The following is a 19,441-nucleotide window of genomic DNA, read 5'->3' on the forward strand; positions in this document are numbered from 1 at the left end:
ACCACTCCGGGGGAATGCCCGGAGCTGGGGCCCGCACCCCGAAGGATGCGGGCCCCAGCTACGAAGTGCGCGTCAGAGTCAGGCGGGAACGATGTTCTCGGCCGTCGGGCCCTTCTGGCCCGGTGCGATGTCGAAGGTGACCTTCTGGCCTTCGAGCAGCTCGCGGAAGCCGTGGGCGGCTATGTTCGAGAAGTGGGCGAAGACGTCAGCGCCGCCACCATCCTGCTCGATGAAGCCGAAACCCTTGGCTGCGTTGAACCACTTCACAGTGCCTGACGCCATGTCATATCTCCTTCGGGGCAGGTACGTCGGGATCCGTCATACACGGATGCCGCGTCGCCGCAATGATGCCCCGCCCGGAGAAAACCGGAAATACAATGAAGCTTCCACTGGTCGGAAATACCCACGCAGAAGCTTGAAGTTTTGGGAACCACAACTGCAACCGAGATCGACAGTAGCATGCCGTAATGGTCCGCGTACGGTGAAGAATTCCAGTCTCTTCGCTGCGGCAAGAACCCTTCCGGCGGGACGCATTGAAACCTCATCCCATGGTTGTAGATATTGATCTGCACGGAGGGAGCAATTGCTGCCCTTCACGGCGGAGGAAGCCCTGGATGGTGCCGATATCTCGGCAGCCAGGACCACAGCAGGGGACGACAGAGATAAGGGTGGCCTGATGGACGCGATGAGCGTCAACGTCTCACCAGGTCGCCCGGGGCAAGCGTCGTCAAAGCACGAGGCCCGCAAGGAACTTCCTCGAAAGTTGCGTTCCAACGGTCGCAGCAGAGGCCACCGACACAGGGGTCCTGGTCCACCAAGGAGTCAGAACACTCGGGTCGAAGTACTCCGGGCTGGTTGCACCGCAGGCCCCACCGAGCGCAGCGGCGGGTCAGCAGGCGGCCAGAAGGATGGCGGTGTAGTGGGCGGTGAAGGCTGTCACAGTGAGCGCGTGGAACACCTCGTGGAAGCCGAACCAGCGAGGTGAGGGGTCGGGGCGCTGGAGTGCGTAGACGACCGCGCCCGCGCTGTAGAGGAGACCGCCGACCACGATCAGGGTGAGTACGGCCGCTCCCCCGGTGTGCAGGAAGTCGGCCAGGTACCACACCGGCGCCCACCCCAGGGCCAGATAGCACGGGGTGTACAGCCAGCGCGGAGCTCCGACCCACAGGACTCGGAACGCGATGCCGACCAGCGCGCCTGCCCACACGGTCCACAGCAGCACGGACCTCTGGTCCGGCGGCAGAAGCAGCACGGCCAGGGGGGTGCAGGTACCGGCGATGATCAGGAAGATGTTGGCATGGTCCAGGCGCCGCAGAAGAGCCTCGCCGAGCGGCCCCCAGGTGCCGCGGTGGTAGATGGCACTCGTCGCGAACAGCAGCCAGGCTGTGACCGCATACACCGTGCAGGCCCAAGCTGCCTGCGGAGTGCGAGCCAGGCAGATGAGCGCGATGCCCGCGATCAAGGAGGCGGGGACCATCCCGGCATGAAGCCAGCCACGCAACCTCGGTTTGATCGGGTCTACCAGGTCGACGACCTGTTCCCTAAGAGTGGCAACCGGGTGCCCCTTTTCCGCCCCACCGTCACCCCGTGGTTCGCGGGGCAGCCAGACTTCAAGGTGCTCTGCACGCCCTGAGCCGACGTGGACATATCCGTTCTCAGCGGCATCACGGGGCGTAGCTTCCCGCCCCCCACTGGACTCATGGGCGTCACTGGCAATCATGCACTCATGCTAGGAGAAGTCACTCGAGAACCCTCACGAGGCCCGGTCGAAAGCGCCTGCCGCCAGGTGGGCGAAGGTCCCTTGCTCCCTCCGCCAATTAGGGCCCTTCGAAGCTGAATAGACCGGCTGGTCGTGGGAACGATCAGGGCTTTAGAACGGGCATCTCAGCTCGCCTACCCGCAAGGATCGCCAATGCTTCCTGAGGTTCGGCCCCACGTGCCCGCCCCTCTCACCGATCAGTTGGAACATCAGCTGGGCCCGGCTTCGGACCTGGGAACCTGCCAGCTCGACGTGGAGCGCGTCGCGGGTATCGCAGTCGTCGCAGCTGCCCACTCCGGTGGCTACGCGGCAATCGGCCACCTGCTCGGCCTGCTGGCCGCGCTCCCTGCCCCCACCCAGGCAGGAGAACGTTTCTGGTCGGACCTGTGGAGGTCTTCAGGCACCGCCTACCTGCTGCCCGCCACCATCAAGGCAGGTGTACTTCAGTCACTGACAGGCGAGGGAATCACGCTGGCCCGGCAGATTCTCTCGGCCGTCGACGAGATGACGGCCCCCCAACACGTCGCAGCCGCAGAAGTGATCGGCCAAGCCCTCGTCGAGTCCGACCACCTCCCCGACCTCAAAACACAGGTCATCGGGGAACTATGGCTGCGCGATCTCGAACTCACCGCCTGGCACGTCCTGCACGCCGACCACAGGTCGGACGATCCTGCTGGCAGGAGAGCCTTCCTCGAAGCCTGGCCGAATGCCTGAAGGCCCCTATACGCCCGACGGTGTCAACGAACCCTTCTGCGGCCGCCACCGCAACGCCGGTCAGAGCAGGATCTACAAGCAGGGTTCGGACTTCTTCGGGACGGACGAGCAGGTATGACAAAGCGGCCGCACTCCACCGTGGCTTACCTCCGCACCACCGCACCTCAGAGCTGACAGCCCTCTTACCAGCAACGAAACAATTGACGTCTGATCACAGCCGAACCCATGAGCCAGCACCACGGTGCGGCCCTGACGATTCCCGGTCTTCACCAGGAAGGGGGTGCGTGGCAGGAGCTCAGTGGGGCAGGTCCCTGCGCTGAGGCATCTTGGGCGCTCGAGCCATGCCGAGACGCCGCCCGACTGGTGATCAGCCCTCGCCGCTCGCCGACGGACTCGCGCCCTCCAAGGTCCGCCGGCAGCCCCGTTCACCGGCCGGATCGGTGATGTTCGGCGTTGATGCGCTGGGCTTCTTCGAGCTGGTCTTCAAGGATCACGATGCGGCAGGCGGCGTCGATCGGGGTGCCCTGGTCGACGAGCTCACGGGCCCGCGCCGCCATACGGAGCTGGTAGCGGGAGTAACGCCGGTGGCCGCCTGTCGAGCGGAGCGGGGTGATGAGACGGGCCTCGCCGATCGCGCGGAGGAAGCCCTGGGTGGTACCGAGCATCTCAGCGGCCCGACCCATCGTGTAAGCGGGATAGTCATCATCATCGAGACGGCTGAAGGAATTGTCTGCTGCCACTTGCACCTCACTGCAGAAGAGGCATCTACCGGCGGTGCGACTAATGGAACGTCCCAGGGGTGTGCGGGAACATGCATGGAGGGGCCCCGGCGCCATTGGCACCGGGGCCCCGAAGGAACTGCTACACCATCGGCCGGCTGTGAACAGCTGTGCCAGCCTTTCTTGTTCCGCTCGTCCGCCCCGGGGGGAAAGGGACGTGCGGGGATCGCGGTTGCTCGACCGGAGACCACCTCGCTCACGATGTCCTGCGGTACCCGGACCCACACGTTCGGCCCGGGCGATCCTGATGGCGCCCAACTCCTCCGTTTCTTACCCTCTGAATCACTTACTGGTACTGCTTCTGCGTACTACCGGGTGTTGCGTACTACTCGGTGACCTTTCACAGCGTCACTCCTTCGGCAGCCAGCCCCGTCGCCCGTCCTGCAACTTCCGTGGCTTAGAACCCCACTGCCGAACTTCCCGGTACGCGCGCCGCAGTCTGACGCCTTTTACCGAGGGACCACTGGTACTGCGGACTGCACTTGCGTACTGCGGACTGCTCGCGGCGGCCCCTGATCACTGCGGGCCACCCGGTGCGAGGCCAGTCCCGTCGCCTTCCTGCGTTAACCCTGGCTTCGGAACTCCACCACCGCACCGGCCTGCACTTACGTGTACTGCTTCCCGGCAGTACATCTCTGCCGCGCCCTGCTCGATCTCTTGGCTACGGACAAGACACTAACCCCAGCAACGGCCAGATGTCTACCTCCGCCAGGACAGATTTCCTGCGAGCACCGGCAGTGAAGTTCTGCGGTGTGCGGCAACGGGAAACGGCACCGGGGCACATCCGCGGGGAGTGTGAGGGGGTATCGGAGCGGGCAGGTGCGGTGTCACGTCACAAGCGGTACAACCGATCACAGGTGGGGTGTACGCGTATGAACAGCACTACGATCAGCATCCCCTCAGCCCTCCCCGTAGTGAACGTGGTCCGGGGCGACAGCGCGGCCGGTGTCAGCCAGGCACGCCAGGCCGCCTGCGCCTTCAGCGACCGCCTCACCCCAGCCCCTCGTCCGGACATGGAGGACACGCTCGTCCTGGTGGTCTCCGAGCTCGTCACCAACGCCCTGCGCCACGGTGGCGGCGCCTTCAGCCTCCGTCTGACTGCCCACCCCGACGCCGTCGAGGTCGCCGTCGACGACGTCAGCCCACGGATGTCCCGCATGCGCGCCCCCGACCTGACCGATGCCGGCGGCGGCTTCGGCTTCGGCTTCGGCTGGCCCATGGTCAACCGCCTCGCCCGCACCACCGCGATCACCCGCCGACGAGCCGGTGGCAAAACAGTCACCGCTTACCTCCCCCGCTGACACCGCCGCAGTTGACGACTCCACACCTGCAGCACTGACAGCACGACGCCCGAACCACCACCGTCATCATCAGCGTGCGGGTGGCCTCGATCTCTTCGCATGCGTGTCATGGTCGAAGGCGGTGAACTCGACCGCAGCCAGGCCGAAGCAGGCCAGGCCATCGATCGCCTCGGCACTGCCGACGTGATCGGCCAGGCCGTCCTGTGGCTGTCCGGCCCCCAGAACCGCGACGTCACCGCCATCGCCCTGCCCGTCGATGGCGGTTACACCGCCCAGTGACGCCTCTGCGTTGCCATCAAGCCGAAGGGTCGCTCCAACTCTGTCGCGTCCGGGTCGCGCAGTAAGCGCAAAGCGCCGGCGGCCTGGCCGTAGCCTCCTGCTGCGTCATGAGCCTGCGTGGCCTCCCGCCGTGATGTCACCGCGCGAGGTGACGAGCCGCGCGCTGCCGTCGGCGAGCTGGTACCCCAGACCCACCACGGCCACTTCGCCCGCTTCGACCTGTTCCGAGAGCAGGCGTGAGCGGTCGAGCAGCAGGTCGACCGTGTGGCGGATGTGCTCGTCCACATCGTGGTCGGCGGTCAGTCCGGCCGCCCGGGCGGCGAGGATACTCGGGGTGACGCGCTCGACGACATCGCGGACGAACCCGCCGACGGAGAGACCGTCCTCCACGGCCCCGCGGGCGGCCGCCACGGCACCGCACGAGTCGTGCCCAAGGACGACGACCAGGCGGGCGCCGAGCACACTGGTCGCGTACTCCACGCTCCCCAGCACCTCCGCGCCCACGACGTGCCCGGCGGTACGGACGACGAAAAGGTCCCCCAGTCCCTGATCGAAAATGATCTCGGCGGCCAGCCGCGAGTCGGAACACCCCAGAACCACGGCAAAGGGGTCCTGCCCAGGAGCAAGCTCCCTACGCCGAGCGGCGTCCTGGTTGGGATGCTCCGGCGCCCCGGCCACGAAGCGCTCGTTGCCGGACAGAAGAGACTCGAAGGCCATGACAGGCGAAGTTCTCGGCATGACATCAGCATAAAATCGAAGCTCCGCAAGCACACCGGAGGCGGCCTCATCGACGCACCCGTTCTGGGAGCAGGTGGAGCGGGGCAAGGTCGTCGATGCGCGGAGCACCAGCACCAGGCTCCTGACACCGAGGCGCCTGACCAGCCCGCGCACGAGATCCAGCACAAACCCGGGGATTGATCCAGGGTCTGCTCGAACTGCCCGTGACCTGATGAGCGGCATGGGCATCGAGGTCGACAAGGAACGCTGCGTGAGGGCCGGTATGTGCGCGCTGACCGCGCCGGACGGGTTCACGCACGACGACGACGGGTTCAGCGAGATGCTTCCCGGCCGACTGGAGGGGACGGGAGACCACTCGCTGGTGCGGGAGGCCGTACGGGCCTGTCCGGTCGGGGCGGTGTCCCTGACCGACGGCTGACGGCTGGGGCCCGGCGGGACGCAACACGGTCACGCCCGCCGGGTTCCTGCCGCTACGGGAATCGCACCGGCCGGATCAGAGGCCGAACTCCTGCGGGGACACCCCGAGCGCCATGCACGCTTCCCGCAAAACCTGCGCCTCGGCCGGGGCGATGTACCCGTCCGCGCCGGCGATCACGAAGCCGGTCTGGACGACCGCCTTGGCTTCCACAGGCTTCTTCGCGGCCTTGGCAATCTCCTGCATGGCCTCGGTCTTGCCCTGCTGGAAGTTGAACATCATCTGATCGACATGCTTGTTGAACCTCTGCCGCAACTGCTCGGGAGGGAAGTTCTGCAGGACGTCGTTCTGTAGGATCAGCGTCTCCACGTGGTGCCGCTCGGCGGGGTCGACAGACCCGTCGGCGGCCGCGACCAGAGCACACATTGCCATACTGGCGTCCCGGTACGCCCCGCTCTTGAGCTCCGTCTTGAGGGAGCCGAGCTGCGACTTGAGCAGCCCGACCAGCTTTTCCTTCGAGCCGCCCGCGGCGCCGGTACCCGCCTGCCGCTGGCCGGCGGGGCCCCTCATGCCCTGCGACTGCTGTTGCTGCAGCCCCTTGGCCTGGTCCTTGATGCGGTCCCACATAGCCATGCGCGCCACCTTGTCGATCGGATCGATGGTCCGCGCAACGTGCGCGGCCTGTTGCAACCATTATTCGTGGACCGCCCGTTGGCGGCCCTCGCCCGGTGACCATTGAACCGCCCGGCGCAGGCGGCTCCGGGCGGCTCGGCGAACCGATCACGCGTGGTCATCGGCTGCCCAGCTCGGGGGCGTCGGACAGCTCCAGGACGACGGGGCCGCGGTGCTGGGTGGCGGCGCCACAACTGACCTGCCCGGAAGGAACCGGCCTTGCGCTCACTGCACGGCGCCGCCCGTCGCGGGCAGCCATCCCTCACCCCCGCTCACCCACCGACCGGACGCAACCGCACGCCTGTACTGTGTCCCGCCGGCAGGACTCGGACCCAGCTTCTAAGCCCACTGGGCGCCGCTCCTCGCGCCCACCGTGCAGTTGTACTCGATCCAGCTGCCAGGCCGGGAAGCCCTGAGCGGCCAACCGTCCCTCACCGACCCCGGACAGGTCACCACCGCACTCGCTGAAGAGATTGCCGGCGCCGACGACGACCGTGTCTTCGGCGTGTTCGGACACAGCATGGGTGGTCTCCTCGCCTACGAGACCACCCGTCGCCTTGCCCGAACCCATCAACGCCGGCCGGCCCTGCTGGCCCTGTCGGCGTACACGTGAACGCGGCTCTGGCAAGATTTTCGTAGGCGGAGATCATCGCGGTGCCACGGTCGGCCGGTCCGCAGTGGGCAGCCTGTGACTGTGCTCTGTTGAACTGGTCAGCTTGTTACCGCAGTTGTCCGATGTGCAGGTGGTCTCTGTTGATGTTTCCGATGCGGTGGTGGCGGTCCGCGCCCGCACGAGATCCGGTGAACCAGCGTGCTGCACGGAATGTGGCCAGCTCAGCGAGTGGTGCCACAGCCGCTACGCACGGCGCCTCGTCGACGTCACGCTCGCAGGCCGCCCTCTGCGCATCGACCTGTCCGTACGCCGCCTGTACTACGAGAACACGACCTGCCCGAAGACGACCTTCGCCGAGCAAATACCGGGCCTGACCGTCCGCTACCAGCGGCGGACACCACGACTGCAGCGCCTGGTGGAGGACATCGCCGTGGTGCTGGCCGGCCGCGGCGGATCCCGGATGCTTCGAATCTTGAATATCAGGCTCTCGCGGGTCGCCGTCCTGTCCCAGCTGATGCGGGTGCCGCTGCCACCACTGGTCACGCCCCGGGTCCTGGGGGTCGACGACTTCGCTCTCCACGGCGGCACCTACGGCACCCTCCTCGTCGACGCCACCACCCGGCTCCCCCTCACCCTCTGGGAAGGACGTGACGCGGAACAGCTCGGCCGCTGGCTCCGTGCACACCCGGGCGTCGAGGTCGCCTGCCGCGACGGCTCCCTCACCTACCGGCAGGGCATCACAGCCGGCGCCCCGGAAGCCGTGCAGGTCAGCGACCGCTTTCACCTCTGGCAGGGCCTGTCCCGCCGAGTTCAGGACATTGCCTCTGCCCACCGAGGATGCCTGCCCGCAGCCCTGCCACCGGTCAGCGAGGATGATCGCCCGCCGGCCGAGGAGACCACCGAGAACGCCGTGGCGGGCAGCCGGGCCGGGCGCCATGCCCAGAGTCTGTTCGAGGCGGTCCAAGCCCTGACCCGCACCGGCCGGAGCCACAGCTCCGTGGCCCGCGAGCTCGGCTTGGACCGCCGCACCGTCGGCAAGTACGCCCGTGCCCGCACCTGGCAGGAAGTAGTGCGCCGGCCGCCCCGCAAGCCCTCCACGCTGGACCCCTACCTCGACTACCTACGACAACGCTGGGACGAAGGACAACACAGCGCGAAGATCCTGCACGAAGAACTGCAGACCAAGGGCTACCTCGGCCACTACCAGCGCGTGAAGATGGCCGTCGCACCGCTCCGCCGCGGCCTGCCCATCGACGAGCCACGCGAGCGCCCACCCTCACCTCGCGAAGCGGCCCGCTGGATCACCACCCACCCGCACCGCCGCAGCTTGCACATCAACGAGCGCCTGCCCCGGCTCCTCGAACACTGCCCCGAACTCAAGCTCACCCACGACCTGGTCCGCCGCTTCGCCACCATGCTCGACAACCGCGACGCGGCACCCCTGCCGGGCTGGTTGAGCGACCTTGCACAGAGCGGACTGGCACCACTCGCCGGCCTTGCCGGAGCCCTGCACGAAGACCGACATGCCGTCGCCCAGGGGATCACGACCCCTTACAACTCAGGGGTCAACGAGGGCCGCATCACGGACGTCAAACTGCAGAAACGGATCATGGCCGGACGCGCCAGCGTCTCTCTTCTCCGCCACCGCGTCGTCCTGATCGCCCACCTGCGCCGACGCCATGCGGACCGGCCGACCATGGCACCGCGATGATCTCCGCCTACGAAAATCTTGCCAGAGCCACATTCTCGAATACCCCGACAGGCCCTGCCCAACACTGCGCTGCGCTGGACCTACGGCGAAGGCGACCAGGGCCTTCTTCTCGTCGACTCCATGGCCGATGCGTGGGGCGTCAGCAAGGACGGCCGGACAACGTGTTGCACATTCCGAATCTCCGCGGGCAGGCCGTGATAACTGCTCCCGCGAGCGCCACTCCTCGAAGGATTACTGGCAGCCGAGCTACGGACGCTCCGAAGCGTCCAGCCAGTAGGTGGCAAGCATTTCGCTGGGCCACGCCGGCTGACGGACCTCGCTTCGAGGCGCCATCTCCTCGAAGTATGGGGCCAGGTCAATGACCGGTGTCCCGTCGACTGCGTCGAGATCGGTGACCAGAAGGTCTCGGCCCTCGACTTTCAGCAACCGTGGGTAGCTGGTCGCCAGTTGGTTGGGACGCCGGTGGTTACGGTGGACAAACGTGCCGGTTGCCGGCCACCGCGGGTATCCCCGGGGGCTACGCGCGTGCAGCTGGATGTCCTCCGGCTGCGCCAGGTGGAAACGCCACGTCACCGTCAGGTGAGAGAACTCCTCGATGCCCTGCAGCGTTTCCAGGGGGGTACACGTCGTTGAGCCGGATCACAGATTCGACTCCACCCTGGTAGTCGTCCTGAACGCGGGTGTGCCCCCCGACCACCGTTGCGATCGGTTCGACCTCGTACGTCACCATCTGCGCTCGTTCCTTTCCCGGTGCTTAGCGGGTACGGCGGCCTCCGGTCGGCGCTGCGGATCCGCTCGTCGGTCAGCCTATGGCGCGGAGCATGTCGCGCCCACGCGGCCCGGTGCTTCGTCGTTACTCGACACCGGCATCAAGCAGGTGGAGAAGGACGGCGTCATCGTCAGTGCCATTTGGGCGGCCTTGGGTGCCGTGCATGCATACCCCTCGGCCCGGGATACGGCAGCGTCAGTCCGTGGAGCGGTGTCGCCCACTGCGCCGATACCGCGGTCCTGCACCAGCGGCTCGTCGGACACCTGCAGATCGGTGTGCAGGAGCGAGAGAATCAGAGGGGCGCCCGGGCCCAGGTTCCCAGCTCGGCCAGCACGGTCAGAGGGGTCGAAGGTGTGGCTGGCGAGGTGCCGATGGTCTCTGCGATGCGTCCGCGCGAGCGCGGCCTCCGCGTCAGGAACCTCCGGCCTGGCAGATCGCTCCGGCCTCCTCTGTCGGCCGATCCGACACCAGATGGCAAAGGCGGCGCCCAGCAGTGCCGTAAGACGACCGCACCATCCGCCTGGTCGAGGACGGCGCCCTCGACATGGATCTCGGCCCCCTGGTCGAGCTGCGGGCGACGACTGGGCGTGGTACCCGCTCGACCGGCTCCCGGACGGCCTGTTCGAATGCAGCGCCCAGATTCTCACCGCCTGGCGGCCCGACCTGCACATCGACCACCCGCCGGCGCACTTCACCGCCTTCTCCCCAGCGAACCAGACAGCGCTTTAGCAGGACAGCCGACACCGATGTCCACCGGCGAGACGACGAAGGTGCCGCGCCCCAGTAGCAACACAGCGCCGCTCAATTCACATTGGAGTTCTCCATGTCGCATCTCTCCATACGCCGACGCATATCCCCGGTCGGCGCCGTCGGCACCGACCGACTGCATGATCTGGAACAGGCGGCCCTGCGCCACGGAGTCCCCGTCGAGGACGTGATCCTGATCGCCGTCAATCTGTTCGGGATCACCTCGGACCAAGACCGTCATCGGGCCCGGGTCAGCCTCAGCCTCGAACGCCGCCCCGACGTTGCCTGGCAGATCATCGTCCCGCTGAACCAGCCGGTCAGCCCGTTCCGGCTCCGGGGCGACGAGCTGTCGCTGAACGGCGAGGTGGTCGCGCACGTCGAGCGCATTGATGCCGACGAGGCGGTCGGGGGGTACTTCCGCAACGAGGGGCGTGCCGCGACCCTCAACCCGAACGCGCGCAGTAGGTGCGTCGGCTGCGGTTGGTGCCCCAACAACCTGGAGGCCGCCGCCGACCCACGGCTGCAGGAGGGGCAGGGGCTCGACGACCTGCTGCGTGCCCTCGGCGAGCAGCACCCCCGCCATAACTTGGCCGAACTGACCGAGGTCACCGTCTCCACCGGATGTTTCGAGCGAGAGGAGGCCGCTGTCGCGCACCTGACCCCCCTGCGGCCCGCTCTGCACCGGGCCGGCGTCGGGGCCCGGATCGGCTTTCTCACCTCCGTGCTGCGTAGCGACGAGGCGTTCGAAACCATCGCGTCGCTGGTGTCTCCGTTCGTGCTCCGGCTGACGGTTGAGCACTTCACCCGGCGGGCGGCCCTAATGAAGTCCACCAAGGCTGACCTCCGGCCCCAGGAGATGCCGGACCTGCTGGGGCGGGCGCTGGCGGCGGGGCTGGACACCTCGTACACGTACATCGTCGGGCTGGACCCGATGGAGGACCTTGTGCGCGGGGTGACCGCACTGGCCGACATGATCACCGCGTTCCCGAACTTCCAGAGCTTCCAAGCGCACACGGTGCTGATGCAGGGCATGCGGACACCGGGCGCGGAGGACCTGGAGTACTACCTGCAGGCGCGTACGGCCATCGAGCGGACCATGGCGTCGACCGGGCTGAGACCGGTGGGCTGGGAGTGCTACCGGCCGCTGTGGTACTTCACCTACGCGGGAGAGGCCCTCGTCGATGGACCTCGCTGACACGGTCATCGAGCGTGTGTGGGTCGAGCGCCTCGACGAGAGCGTCGCGGGTCCGTTCGAGCCGGGCGTCAGCCGGTTCGCGGTCGTGGTCGAGGCCCGCGGGGTGACGGGGGTGTTCGCCCCGGTCGACGAGCTGCCCGCCGCACTGGTAGCCACCCGGCTCGGGCAGAGCGCACTGCAACGCCCGGTAACCGACCACAAGGGCCTGCTGCGCAGGCTCCTGGCAGAACTCGGTCCACACTCGGCGGGACTCGGGCGCTGGGCGGTGGGGGCGCTGGACTGCGCGGTGTGGGACCTGCACGGCCGCCTCGCCGACCTCCCGGTCGCAGCTCAGCTCAGCGACCGGCCCGCGCGGCGGGTGCCGGGCTACGCTTCCTGGCTCTCCCTGGATTTGGCCTCCCCGCCGGCCGCCGAGTCGGTCAGGGCCACCGCTGGCGAGGGGTTCGCCTTTACCAAGTGGGCGCTGCGCGATGCGGAAGCCGGGGAAGTGGCACGGCTGGCCGAATGGGCGGCGGCGTGGGCGGGGCAGAGCGTGGCGGTGGATGCCCTGGGCACATGGGGGCACCGGCTTGCCACGGAAGTCGCGCCGCTCCTCGCTCCGGAGGTGGTGCGCTGGGTGGAGGACCCCCTGGGCCGGACCGACCCGGCCGCGTACACGCAACTGCGCGCTCGGGCGGTAGGACACGGAGACCGGCCGGCACGCCATCGTCATCACATACGAGGCGTTCGCGCCGATCACCCTCAGCCTCATCCAGCAGCAGCTCAAGCACCGGGCCGTCCGTCGTCACGCCGGGCTCGCCCCGCTGCCCAGGCGCACCTCCGAGCAGCACCGGCGTCCGATTCGCTCGCGCGTTGCGCCGCCCCCTTTTGCCAGCCCTTCTTCAGCCGCCCGAAACCGGCCTTCGCTGTCTCCATTCCGAGGACGCCACCCGCCCGTCCCCGGGATGGGTCCATACCTGCGGCAGCGTCGGCGCCGTCCTCACAGCCCCCTTCGAGACTGAGACACGCGCCTCACGGATCTGCAGCATGGACGCGTCCAAACGGAAGCTTCAGCCGTCCGCTCCGCACCCAATTGCCCGACTGCAACGCAGCGTAGTCAGCACCAAGTCAGCACGGGAGAAGTGAAGACGGGTGATGACATGGGCTTTTAGTCAGCACCGAACCAGCATGGGAGTCAGCAACACCCTCGCGAAATATACCTAACAGTGCAACTCGGACAACCCTCTTCCACCCACCCCCACGAAGCAGAAACCGGCCCGCACCCCCTCCCCGTAGCGCCCGCCCGCACACCGCCCACCCGAACTATGGTGTCCCGCCACATACACCCCTGACCTGCCCCTTCCTACGGTATGGCGACACGGAAACGTCCCCGCCAACTGTCCGGAAGTGGTACCCATGGCCGCCGCAGCAACCGCTCCCCCACCCCCGTCCAACCTCCGCCGCATCGTCGCCGCGAGCCTCGTCGGAACGACCGTCGAGTGGTACGACTTCTTCCTGTACGGATCGGCTGCCGCGCTGGTCTTCAACAAACTGTTCTTCCCCGGGACCGACCCGCTCGTCGGTACCCTGCTCTCCTTCCTCACGTACGCGGTCGGCTTCGCCGCCCGGCCCATCGGCGCCCTGGTGTTCGGCCACTACGGCGACCGGCTCGGGCGCAAGAAGCTGTTGGTGCTCAGTCTGCTGCTGATGGGTGGCGCGACGTTCGCCATCGGGCTGCTGCCGACGCACGCGACCATCGGGACCGCCGCTCCGGTCCTGCTCACCGTCCTGCGTCTGGTGCAGGGCTTCGCGCTCGGCGGCGAGTGGGGCGGGGCCGTGCTGCTGGTCTCGGAGCACGGTGACGCGAAGCGGCGCGGATTCTGGGCCTCCTGGCCGCAGACCGGCGCTCCGGCGGGGCAGTTGCTCGCCACCGGCGTGCTCGCGGCGCTGACGGCGCTGATGTCCGATGCGGCGTTCCTGAGCTGGGGATGGCGCATCCCCTTCCTGCTCTCCGGCCTGCTCGTGATACTCGGCCTGTGGATTCGTCTCTCTGTCGATGAATCACCTGTGTTCAAGGCCGCTCTGGCCCAGGCGGCGGCACGCAGGGAGAGCGCCGGGGCGGCCGAGAAGATGCCCATCGTCGCCGTACTGCGCCATCACTGGCGGGACGTTCTGATCGCCATGGGCGCGCGCATGGCGGAGAACATCAGCTACTACGTCATCACGGCGTTCATCCTCGTGTACGCGACCACGGCCGTGGAGCTGAGCAGGCAGACGGCGCTCAATGCCGTACTCATCGCCTCCGCCGTGCACTTCGTGGTGATCCCGATGTGGGGCGCGCTGTCCGACCGGATCGGGCGCAGGCCGGTCTATCTCATCGGCGCGGTCGGCGTGGGGCTGTGGATGTTCCCGTTCTTCGCGCTGATCGACACCGGGAGCTTCGGCTATCTGCTGCTCGCCATCACCGTGGGGCTCATCTTCCACGGCGCCATGTACGCACCGCAGGCGGCCTTCTTCTCGGAGATGTTCGCGACGCGCATGCGGTACTCGGGGGCGTCCATCGGGGCGCAGTTCTCGTCGGTCGCGGCCGGAGCGCCGGCGCCGCTGATCGCCACCGCGCTGCTCGTCGACTACGACAGTTCGACGCCCATCGCCCTGTACGTCATCGCCGCCGCCCTGCTCACTGTGGTGGCGATCGTGTGCGCGAAGGAGACCCGTAGCCGGGACCTGTCGGACATCGGGCCGGCTCCGGAGGACGGACCGGGCGCGCAGGCCCCGCTGCCCGCCGACGCGCGCAGCGTCTGAGAGGTCGTTCCCTCTCGTCGGGCCGTGCGGAGCGGGCCGCCCCTCACCTCATCGGTGAGGGGCGGCCCGCTGCGGTCCGGTGCCCCGTGCCCTACGGCTGCTGGGGGGTGGGTTCGAACCAGGTCGGTCCGTCGGTGAGGGCCTGCTTGATCCGGAACAGGGAGAACTCGTTCAGCGGCGGCAGGGTGTCGACGGAGAACCAGCCCACCTCCAACGACTCGTCGTCGTTGACGCGCGCCTCACCGCCGGTGGCCCGGCAGCGGAACGTGAGGTCGAGGTACTGGCACCGGTCGCCGTTCGCGTACTGGACGGGCTTCAGTGCCTGGGTGAGCACCACCCGCTCCGCCACACAGTGCACGGCCGTCTCCTCGTACACCTCGCGTTCGGCTGTCGCCGCGGGTTCCTCCCCCGGTTCGCAGATGCCGCCGATGACAGCCCATTTGCCGGTGTCGGCGCGCCGCCCGAGCAGCACCCGGTCCTCGTCGTCGAAGACGACCGCGGTGACTCCGGGCAGCAGGAGCAGCTGATGGCCCGCGGTCGCGCGGATGTCTCGGATGAAGTCGGGAGTAGCCATGCGCCGAGCCTACGTGTCCGTACCACCGGCCACGGGGCCGGTGGATCCTCGCAGCCTGCGGGCGCGCACGCCCCGGACCGTCACCCAGCCGAGGCCGGCCACGGCGATCAGCGCGAGGACGCCCTCGGGCAGCGGGCCCATCCGGGTCGCGGGGGTCAGCGAGGACCGCAGCGGCACCTCGTCGACGAGGGCGGCCGGGGTGAACATCTCCGTCTTCTGCACGATCGTCCCGTCCGGCCGGATCACGGCGCTGACGCCGCTGGTGACGGGGACGACGACGGACCGCCCGTGTTCGACCGCGCGCACCTGGCTCATGGCCAGTTGCTGGTACGTCATCTCGCTGCGCCCGAAGGTCGCGTTGTTGCTCGGTACGGCGATGAGCCGGCCGCCGTGCTTGACGGTGTCGCGCACCGCGTCGTCGAACGCGGCCTCGTAACAGGTGACGAGCCCGACCTTCGTACCCGCCAGGTCGAACACACCGACCGTCTTGCCGGGTCCGAAGTCCCGCTGCACCCGGTCGACGTCCTTGCTGAAGATGCGGACGAACGAGCGCATCGGCATGTACTCGCCGAACGGCTGGATGTGGCGCTTGTCGTACGTGGCGACGGGGCCGTCGGCCGGGTCCCACTGGATGAGGGTGTTGCGCAGGGGCCCCTCTTCGGGAGAGACGACGGCGCCGATGACCGTGGGGACGCCGATGGCCCTGACGGCGTCGTCGATCACGATCCGGGCGTCGGGGTTGCGGTACGGGTCCAGGTCGGAGGAGTTCTCCGGCCACAGGACGAAGTCGGGCTGGGGCACCTTGCCCGCCTTCACCTCCCGCGCGAGCTGTTCCGTGCGGCGGGCGTGGTTGTCCAGGACCGCGCGGCGCTGGGCGTTGAAGTCGAGGCCGAGACGCGGCACGTTGCCCTGGATCGCGGCGACGGTCGCGGTGCCCTCCTCCGCCGAGGCGTCGACGAGGGGCAGGGCGGCGAAGGCCGCCGCCACGGGTACGGCGACGGTCACGGCCGCCGCGGCGACCGCGGCCCGGGGGACGGTGCCGGTGGCGCGGTACTGGCGGAAGCGGCGTACCGCCTCGAAGAGCCCGAAGCCGCACAGCACGACGGCGAAGGAGAGCAGCGGGGTGCCGCCCAGGGCCGCGAGCGGCAGGAACACGCTCTCCGCCTGGCCGAAGGCGATCTTCCCCCAGGGGAAGCCGCCGAACGGCACCCGGGCCCGGAGCGCTTCGTCCAGTGTCCAGACGGCGGCGGCCCAGACCGGCCAGTAGGCGAGCCGGCTGACCGCGCTGATCCCGACGCAGCCCACCGCGATGAAGAGCGCTTCGGCGGCGGCCAGCGCCAGCCACGGTACGGGGCCGACCTCCTCCCCGGTCCAGTGCAGGAGCGGCAGCATGAAGCCGAGGCCCGCGAGGAGACCGAGCCCGAACGCCGCCCGCAGCCTGCGTCCGAAGAGGACCCAGCCGAGGAGGGCGAAACCGGGCAGAACCAGCCACCACAGGGGGCGCGGCGGGAAGCTCGCGTACAGCAGCGCACCGGAGAGTGCTGCGGCGGCCGGGCGGGCGAGCCGCGGCCACAGCTTTCTGCCGCGGGACGCGGGGGCGGGCGGCGGTTCGTCTACGGAGGTGATGGTGGCGCTCACCTGGCGGAGTCTACGGCGGCGGGCTGTGGGCGACGGAGCCCGGGACGTCCCGGCCGGGTCGGGTGACGGACGGGAAGCGCATGATGCCTCAACGTTTCTGCCTCTTTCCCCCACACATCGGCCCGTCGGCCGTTAGCGTGTGCGCCAGTCGCTGCCGACCGGCCTGATCCGGCCGTCGTGGGCGGGACGGTCGAGGTCGGGGGGTCGACACGATGACCGCAACGGTGGGCCGGTACGGCACGAGCGAGCGCGGCAACGCCTCCGACGCGGCAGGAGCCGTGATCCTCGCCGCCTGCGCGATCTGGTCGCTGGTCAGTGCCGCGGGCCGCGACACCCGGCCGGAAGGCGTACTGCTCGCGCTGCTGGCGGTCGCGGCCGGCTTCGCCTGCGGCCGGATCTGCGGGACGCTCCTCCCGGTCGTCGCCGCCTCGGCCGCCGCGCTCGCCGCCCTGGTCATGGCCCTGGTCTCGCGCCACGGGATGCCGGGCGCCACGGCCGCGGCCGACATCACCCCGGGGCACACGGGGGCCGCCGCCGCCCTGCTCGTACTGGCCGCGGGTTCGGCCTGCTGCGCGGCTGCCGCGGCGGGCCGGACCTCGCTGCGCGTCACCCTGCGGCTGCTCGCTCTCGGCACCGCGTGCGCGGCGCTCACCCTCGGCTCGGTGTTCGGCTTCATGGCGGCCCTGGGGGTGCTGCTCTGCTCACTGGCCGCCGGCCGGATGCGCCGCAGACTGCTGGGTCTCGCCGGGCTGGGGCTGGTCGCCGGGCTCATGGTGGGGCTGTCCTGGGCGGTGGCCGAGGACGCGTTGCCGAAGGGCCTCTCGGTCTCGCTGGAGGGGCCGCTCACCCGGAACCGGGTGCTGCTCTGGCACGACGCCATCGAGCTGGCGAAGGAGAACCCGCTGCTCGGTGTGGGACCGGACCGCTTCGGGGAGCTGAGCCCCACCGCCCGGGAGTCCCTGCACTCCGACGGCAAGCCGCACTCCGCCCCCTTCCAGCAGGCCGCCGAGCAGGGAGTGGTGGGCGTCGGGCTGCTGGGGACGGCCTACGGCTGGCTGCTGTACGTGCTGTGGCGTTCGCCGCGGACCACTGCCGTCGTCCTGACGGCGGGTGCGGCGCTCACCGCCCTCGCGGCCCTGGCGGTCGTCGGCAACGCTCTGAGCTTCACACCGGTGACGGCGGGAGCGGGGCTGCTGGCGGGACTGGCCTCGGCGCGGCGCCCGGTGGGCGAGGACGCCGGGCTGCCGGGTGAGCCGGCCGGAAGTACCCCGCCGGAGACGTGAGACACCTGTGCGCCGGTCCCGGGTGGCCGCCCGCCGCCCTGCCTGCGTCAGGCCTCCGTGGGCCGGGGCCCCGTCGTCGGCAGGTGCAGCCGGTCGCGGATGAACCGGACCGCCGCCTCCGCGTCGTCCACCGTGACGGTGAAGGTCCTGCCGTCGCCGAGCCTCAGCACCAGGCCCTCGCCCCGGCGCACCACCACGGCCGTGCCCTGCTCGGGGCGCCAGCGATAGCCCCAGCCGCCCCATTCGCGCGGGGTGACCTTGGGGGCGAACTCCGCGCCCACCACATGGGTCAGCAGGATGCGGCGGCGTGGCAGGCCGATGTGGCCGCAGCGCACCTCCAGGGCGTCCCCGTCCACCTTGACCGCCACATGGACGAAGGCGAGGGTCCCGAACAGGATGAGCAGTCCGGCGGCGACGCAGCCGATCACGGACATCAGCAGAGGGGCGATGCCGGAGGTCCAAGCCGAGTCGACGGCGAGCTCGATACCGAGGGCCATGCAGCCCGCGCCCGCGGCTGCGAGCAGCCACTGGCCACGGTTGGTGGCGCGCCCGGTCCAGACCGTGGACGGGGCCTCGCTCGAACCGTGGCTGCCCTTGGTGATGTGGTCCCTCATGCCAAGCAGCGTACTCAGATTCCGTGCGCCGGGGAGGGTCCTCGCGCCCGGCCCGAGGCGGTTCTGCGCGTCAGCGGACGGGCGCGAGCGCCTTGAGCAGGCGCCCTTCCTCGTAGGCCAGAGCGGCTTCCGGCAGGTCGGCGGCGCGTCCGCTGAGGATGACGGCGAGCGTGCCGGCCGGTTGGGCCGACGGAGCGGTCCCGGCGCCGATACGGCGCAGCGCCTGGGCGGCGACGGCATCGGCCGAGCCGTGCAGCGCGACCGGGGCGCCCCCGGTCTGCTGGACGGCCGCGCGGATGCGTTCGCCGACCAGCTCGTAGTGGGTGCAGCCCAGGACGACGGTCCGGACGTCCGGCGGGGTGAGGGCCGCCGCCGCGGCGATGGCCCGGTCGATGCCCGGCTCGTCAGCGTGCTGTACGGCGTCGGCGAGGCCGGGGCAGGGCACCTCGGTGACGGCGACGGAGTCGGCGAAGTCACGGATGAGTGCGCGCTGGTACGGGCTGCCGGTGGTCGCCGGGGTCGCCCAGATGGCGACGGGGCCGCCGCCCGTGGCCGCCGGCTTGATGGCGGGCACGGTCCCGATGACCGGCAGCGCGGGCTCCAGCTCGGCGCGGAGGGCGGGCAGCGCGTGGACGGAGGCCGTGTTGCAGGCGATGATCAGCGCGTCCGGCCGGTGGACGGCCGCCGCGCGGGCGACGTCGAGTGCGTGCGCGGTCACGTCCTGCGGTGTACGCGGTCCCCAGGGCATCCCGTCCGGGTCGGAGGAGAGCACCAGATCGGCGTCCGGCCGCAGCCGGCGCACCGCCGCAGCCGTCGGGAGCAGGCCGATTCCGGAGTCCATCAGGGCGATCTTCAC

At 69.3% G+C, this 19,441-nt stretch carries 19 protein-coding genes and 3 pseudogenes; 12 read left to right on the top strand and 10 right to left on the bottom strand.

The features are described from left to right. Positions 1 to 78: 78 nt before the first annotated feature. Both OG230_RS03390 and trhA read right to left on the bottom strand, forming a co-directional pair. Complete coding sequence (locus OG230_RS03390) at positions 79 to 282, bottom strand: cold-shock protein (protein WP_328908626.1); 204 nt, start codon at positions 280 to 282, stop codon at positions 79 to 81. A gap of 607 nt (positions 283 to 889) precedes the next feature. Continuing rightward, a complete protein-coding gene (gene trhA / locus OG230_RS03395) occupies positions 890 to 1,720 on the bottom strand; it encodes a PAQR family membrane homeostasis protein TrhA (protein ID WP_328908627.1) in 831 nt (276 codons plus the stop codon). Between the two features lie 216 nt (positions 1,721 to 1,936). Here trhA and OG230_RS03400 point away from each other — a divergent pair, with 216 nt between their 5' ends. Together OG230_RS03400 and OG230_RS03405 are read left to right on the top strand one after the other, a co-directional pair. Next, positions 1,937 to 2,473 carry a hypothetical protein gene (locus OG230_RS03400; RefSeq protein WP_328908628.1) on the top strand — a complete coding sequence of 179 codons (537 nt, stop codon included), beginning with the start codon at positions 1,937 to 1,939 and terminating at the stop codon, positions 2,471 to 2,473. After that, positions 2,466 to 2,591, top strand: a complete 126-nt coding sequence (locus OG230_RS03405) for a hypothetical protein (protein WP_328908629.1) — start codon at positions 2,466 to 2,468, stop codon at positions 2,589 to 2,591. Before OG230_RS03400 ends, OG230_RS03405 begins: the two co-directional genes overlap by 8 nt. 307 nt (positions 2,592 to 2,898) lie before the next feature. Here OG230_RS03405 and OG230_RS03410 read toward each other — a convergent pair whose 3' ends face one another. Beyond that, a complete protein-coding gene (locus OG230_RS03410) occupies positions 2,899 to 3,213 on the bottom strand; it encodes a helix-turn-helix domain-containing protein (RefSeq protein ID WP_328908630.1) in 315 nt (104 codons plus the stop codon). Positions 3,214 to 4,124: 911 nt separating this feature from the next. On the opposite strand from OG230_RS03410, the gene OG230_RS03415 reads away from it, so the two are divergent. Together OG230_RS03415 and OG230_RS03420 are read left to right on the top strand one after the other, a co-directional pair. Beyond that, positions 4,125 to 4,553: an ATP-binding protein gene (locus tag OG230_RS03415; protein ID WP_328908631.1), complete on the top strand. Its 429-nt coding sequence runs from the start codon at positions 4,125 to 4,127 to the stop codon at positions 4,551 to 4,553. 99 nt (positions 4,554 to 4,652) lie between these two features. Further along, positions 4,653 to 4,832: a hypothetical protein gene (locus tag OG230_RS03420; RefSeq protein ID WP_443051485.1), complete on the top strand. Its 180-nt coding sequence runs from the start codon at positions 4,653 to 4,655 to the stop codon at positions 4,830 to 4,832. Between the two features lie 105 nt (positions 4,833 to 4,937). On the opposite strand, the gene OG230_RS03425 is transcribed toward OG230_RS03420, so the two are convergent. Beyond that, positions 4,938 to 5,570, bottom strand: a complete 633-nt coding sequence (locus tag OG230_RS03425) for a carbonic anhydrase (protein ID WP_328908632.1) — start codon at positions 5,568 to 5,570, stop codon at positions 4,938 to 4,940. Between the two features lie 211 nt (positions 5,571 to 5,781). Here OG230_RS03425 and OG230_RS03430 point away from each other — a divergent pair, with 211 nt between their 5' ends. Continuing rightward, a complete protein-coding gene (locus OG230_RS03430; protein WP_328908633.1) occupies positions 5,782 to 5,988 on the top strand; it encodes a ferredoxin in 207 nt (68 codons plus the stop codon). A gap of 75 nt (positions 5,989 to 6,063) precedes the next feature. Here OG230_RS03430 and OG230_RS03435 read toward each other — a convergent pair whose 3' ends face one another. After that, positions 6,064 to 6,618 carry a tellurite resistance TerB family protein gene (locus OG230_RS03435; RefSeq protein ID WP_328911284.1) on the bottom strand — a complete coding sequence of 185 codons (555 nt, stop codon included), beginning with the start codon at positions 6,616 to 6,618 and terminating at the stop codon, positions 6,064 to 6,066. A gap of 397 nt (positions 6,619 to 7,015) precedes the next feature. Here OG230_RS03435 and OG230_RS03440 point away from each other — a divergent pair. Then, positions 7,016 to 7,270, top strand: a pseudogene (locus tag OG230_RS03440) (thioesterase II family protein); the annotation flags it as partial. Between the two features lie 130 nt (positions 7,271 to 7,400). Further along, a complete protein-coding gene (locus OG230_RS03445) occupies positions 7,401 to 8,981 on the top strand; it encodes an ISL3 family transposase (RefSeq protein ID WP_328908634.1) in 1,581 nt (526 codons plus the stop codon). A 246-nt stretch (positions 8,982 to 9,227) separates the two neighbouring features. Here OG230_RS03445 and OG230_RS03450 read toward each other — a convergent pair. Further along, positions 9,228 to 9,711, bottom strand: a pseudogene (locus tag OG230_RS03450) (SAM-dependent methyltransferase). An 862-nt stretch (positions 9,712 to 10,573) separates the two neighbouring features. Here OG230_RS03450 and OG230_RS03455 point away from each other — a divergent pair. The 4 genes and pseudogenes from OG230_RS03455 (at position 10,574) to OG230_RS03470 (ending at position 14,476) form a co-directional block, all read left to right on the top strand. Further along, entirely contained in the window at positions 10,574 to 11,692 is a 1,119-nt protein-coding gene (locus tag OG230_RS03455; protein ID WP_328908635.1) for a hypothetical protein, read from the top strand. After that, a pseudogene (locus OG230_RS03460) lies at positions 11,679 to 12,353 on the top strand (enolase C-terminal domain-like protein); the annotation flags it as partial. The gene OG230_RS03455 and the pseudogene OG230_RS03460, both read left to right, overlap by 14 nt. Positions 12,354 to 12,426: 73 nt before the next feature. Then, on the top strand, positions 12,427 to 12,693 hold the full coding sequence (locus tag OG230_RS03465; RefSeq protein ID WP_328911285.1) for a hypothetical protein: 267 nt from the start codon (positions 12,427 to 12,429) through the stop codon (positions 12,691 to 12,693). Between the two features lie 394 nt (positions 12,694 to 13,087). Next, the gene (locus tag OG230_RS03470; protein ID WP_328908636.1) at positions 13,088 to 14,476 is read left to right on the top strand and encodes an MFS transporter; all 1,389 of its coding nucleotides are present in this window, start codon (positions 13,088 to 13,090) and stop codon (positions 14,474 to 14,476) included. Positions 14,477 to 14,567: 91 nt separating this feature from the next. On the opposite strand, the gene OG230_RS03475 is transcribed toward OG230_RS03470, so the two are convergent. Next, complete coding sequence (locus OG230_RS03475) at positions 14,568 to 15,050, bottom strand: NUDIX hydrolase (RefSeq protein WP_328908637.1); 483 nt, start codon at positions 15,048 to 15,050, stop codon at positions 14,568 to 14,570. A 9-nt stretch (positions 15,051 to 15,059) separates the two neighbouring features. Continuing rightward, positions 15,060 to 16,688, bottom strand: a complete 1,629-nt coding sequence (gene lnt, locus OG230_RS03480) for an apolipoprotein N-acyltransferase (protein WP_328908638.1) — start codon at positions 16,686 to 16,688, stop codon at positions 15,060 to 15,062. Positions 16,689 to 16,900: 212 nt separating this feature from the next. Between lnt and OG230_RS03485 the strand changes: the two genes are divergently transcribed. Continuing rightward, entirely contained in the window at positions 16,901 to 17,971 is a 1,071-nt protein-coding gene (locus tag OG230_RS03485; protein ID WP_328908639.1) for an O-antigen ligase family protein, read from the top strand. Positions 17,972 to 18,018: 47 nt separating this feature from the next. On the opposite strand, the gene OG230_RS03490 is transcribed toward OG230_RS03485, so the two are convergent. Both OG230_RS03490 and OG230_RS03495 read right to left on the bottom strand, forming a co-directional pair. After that, a complete protein-coding gene (locus OG230_RS03490) occupies positions 18,019 to 18,585 on the bottom strand; it encodes a hypothetical protein (RefSeq protein ID WP_328908640.1) in 567 nt (188 codons plus the stop codon). Between the two features lie 70 nt (positions 18,586 to 18,655). Further along, the gene (locus OG230_RS03495; protein WP_328908641.1) at positions 18,656 to 19,441 is read right to left on the bottom strand and encodes a glutamate racemase; all 786 of its coding nucleotides are present in this window, start codon (positions 19,439 to 19,441) and stop codon (positions 18,656 to 18,658) included.

The sequence above is a fragment of the Streptomyces sp. NBC_00234 genome (assembly GCF_036195325.1).
Lineage (GTDB): Bacteria > Actinomycetota > Actinomycetes > Streptomycetales > Streptomycetaceae > Streptomyces.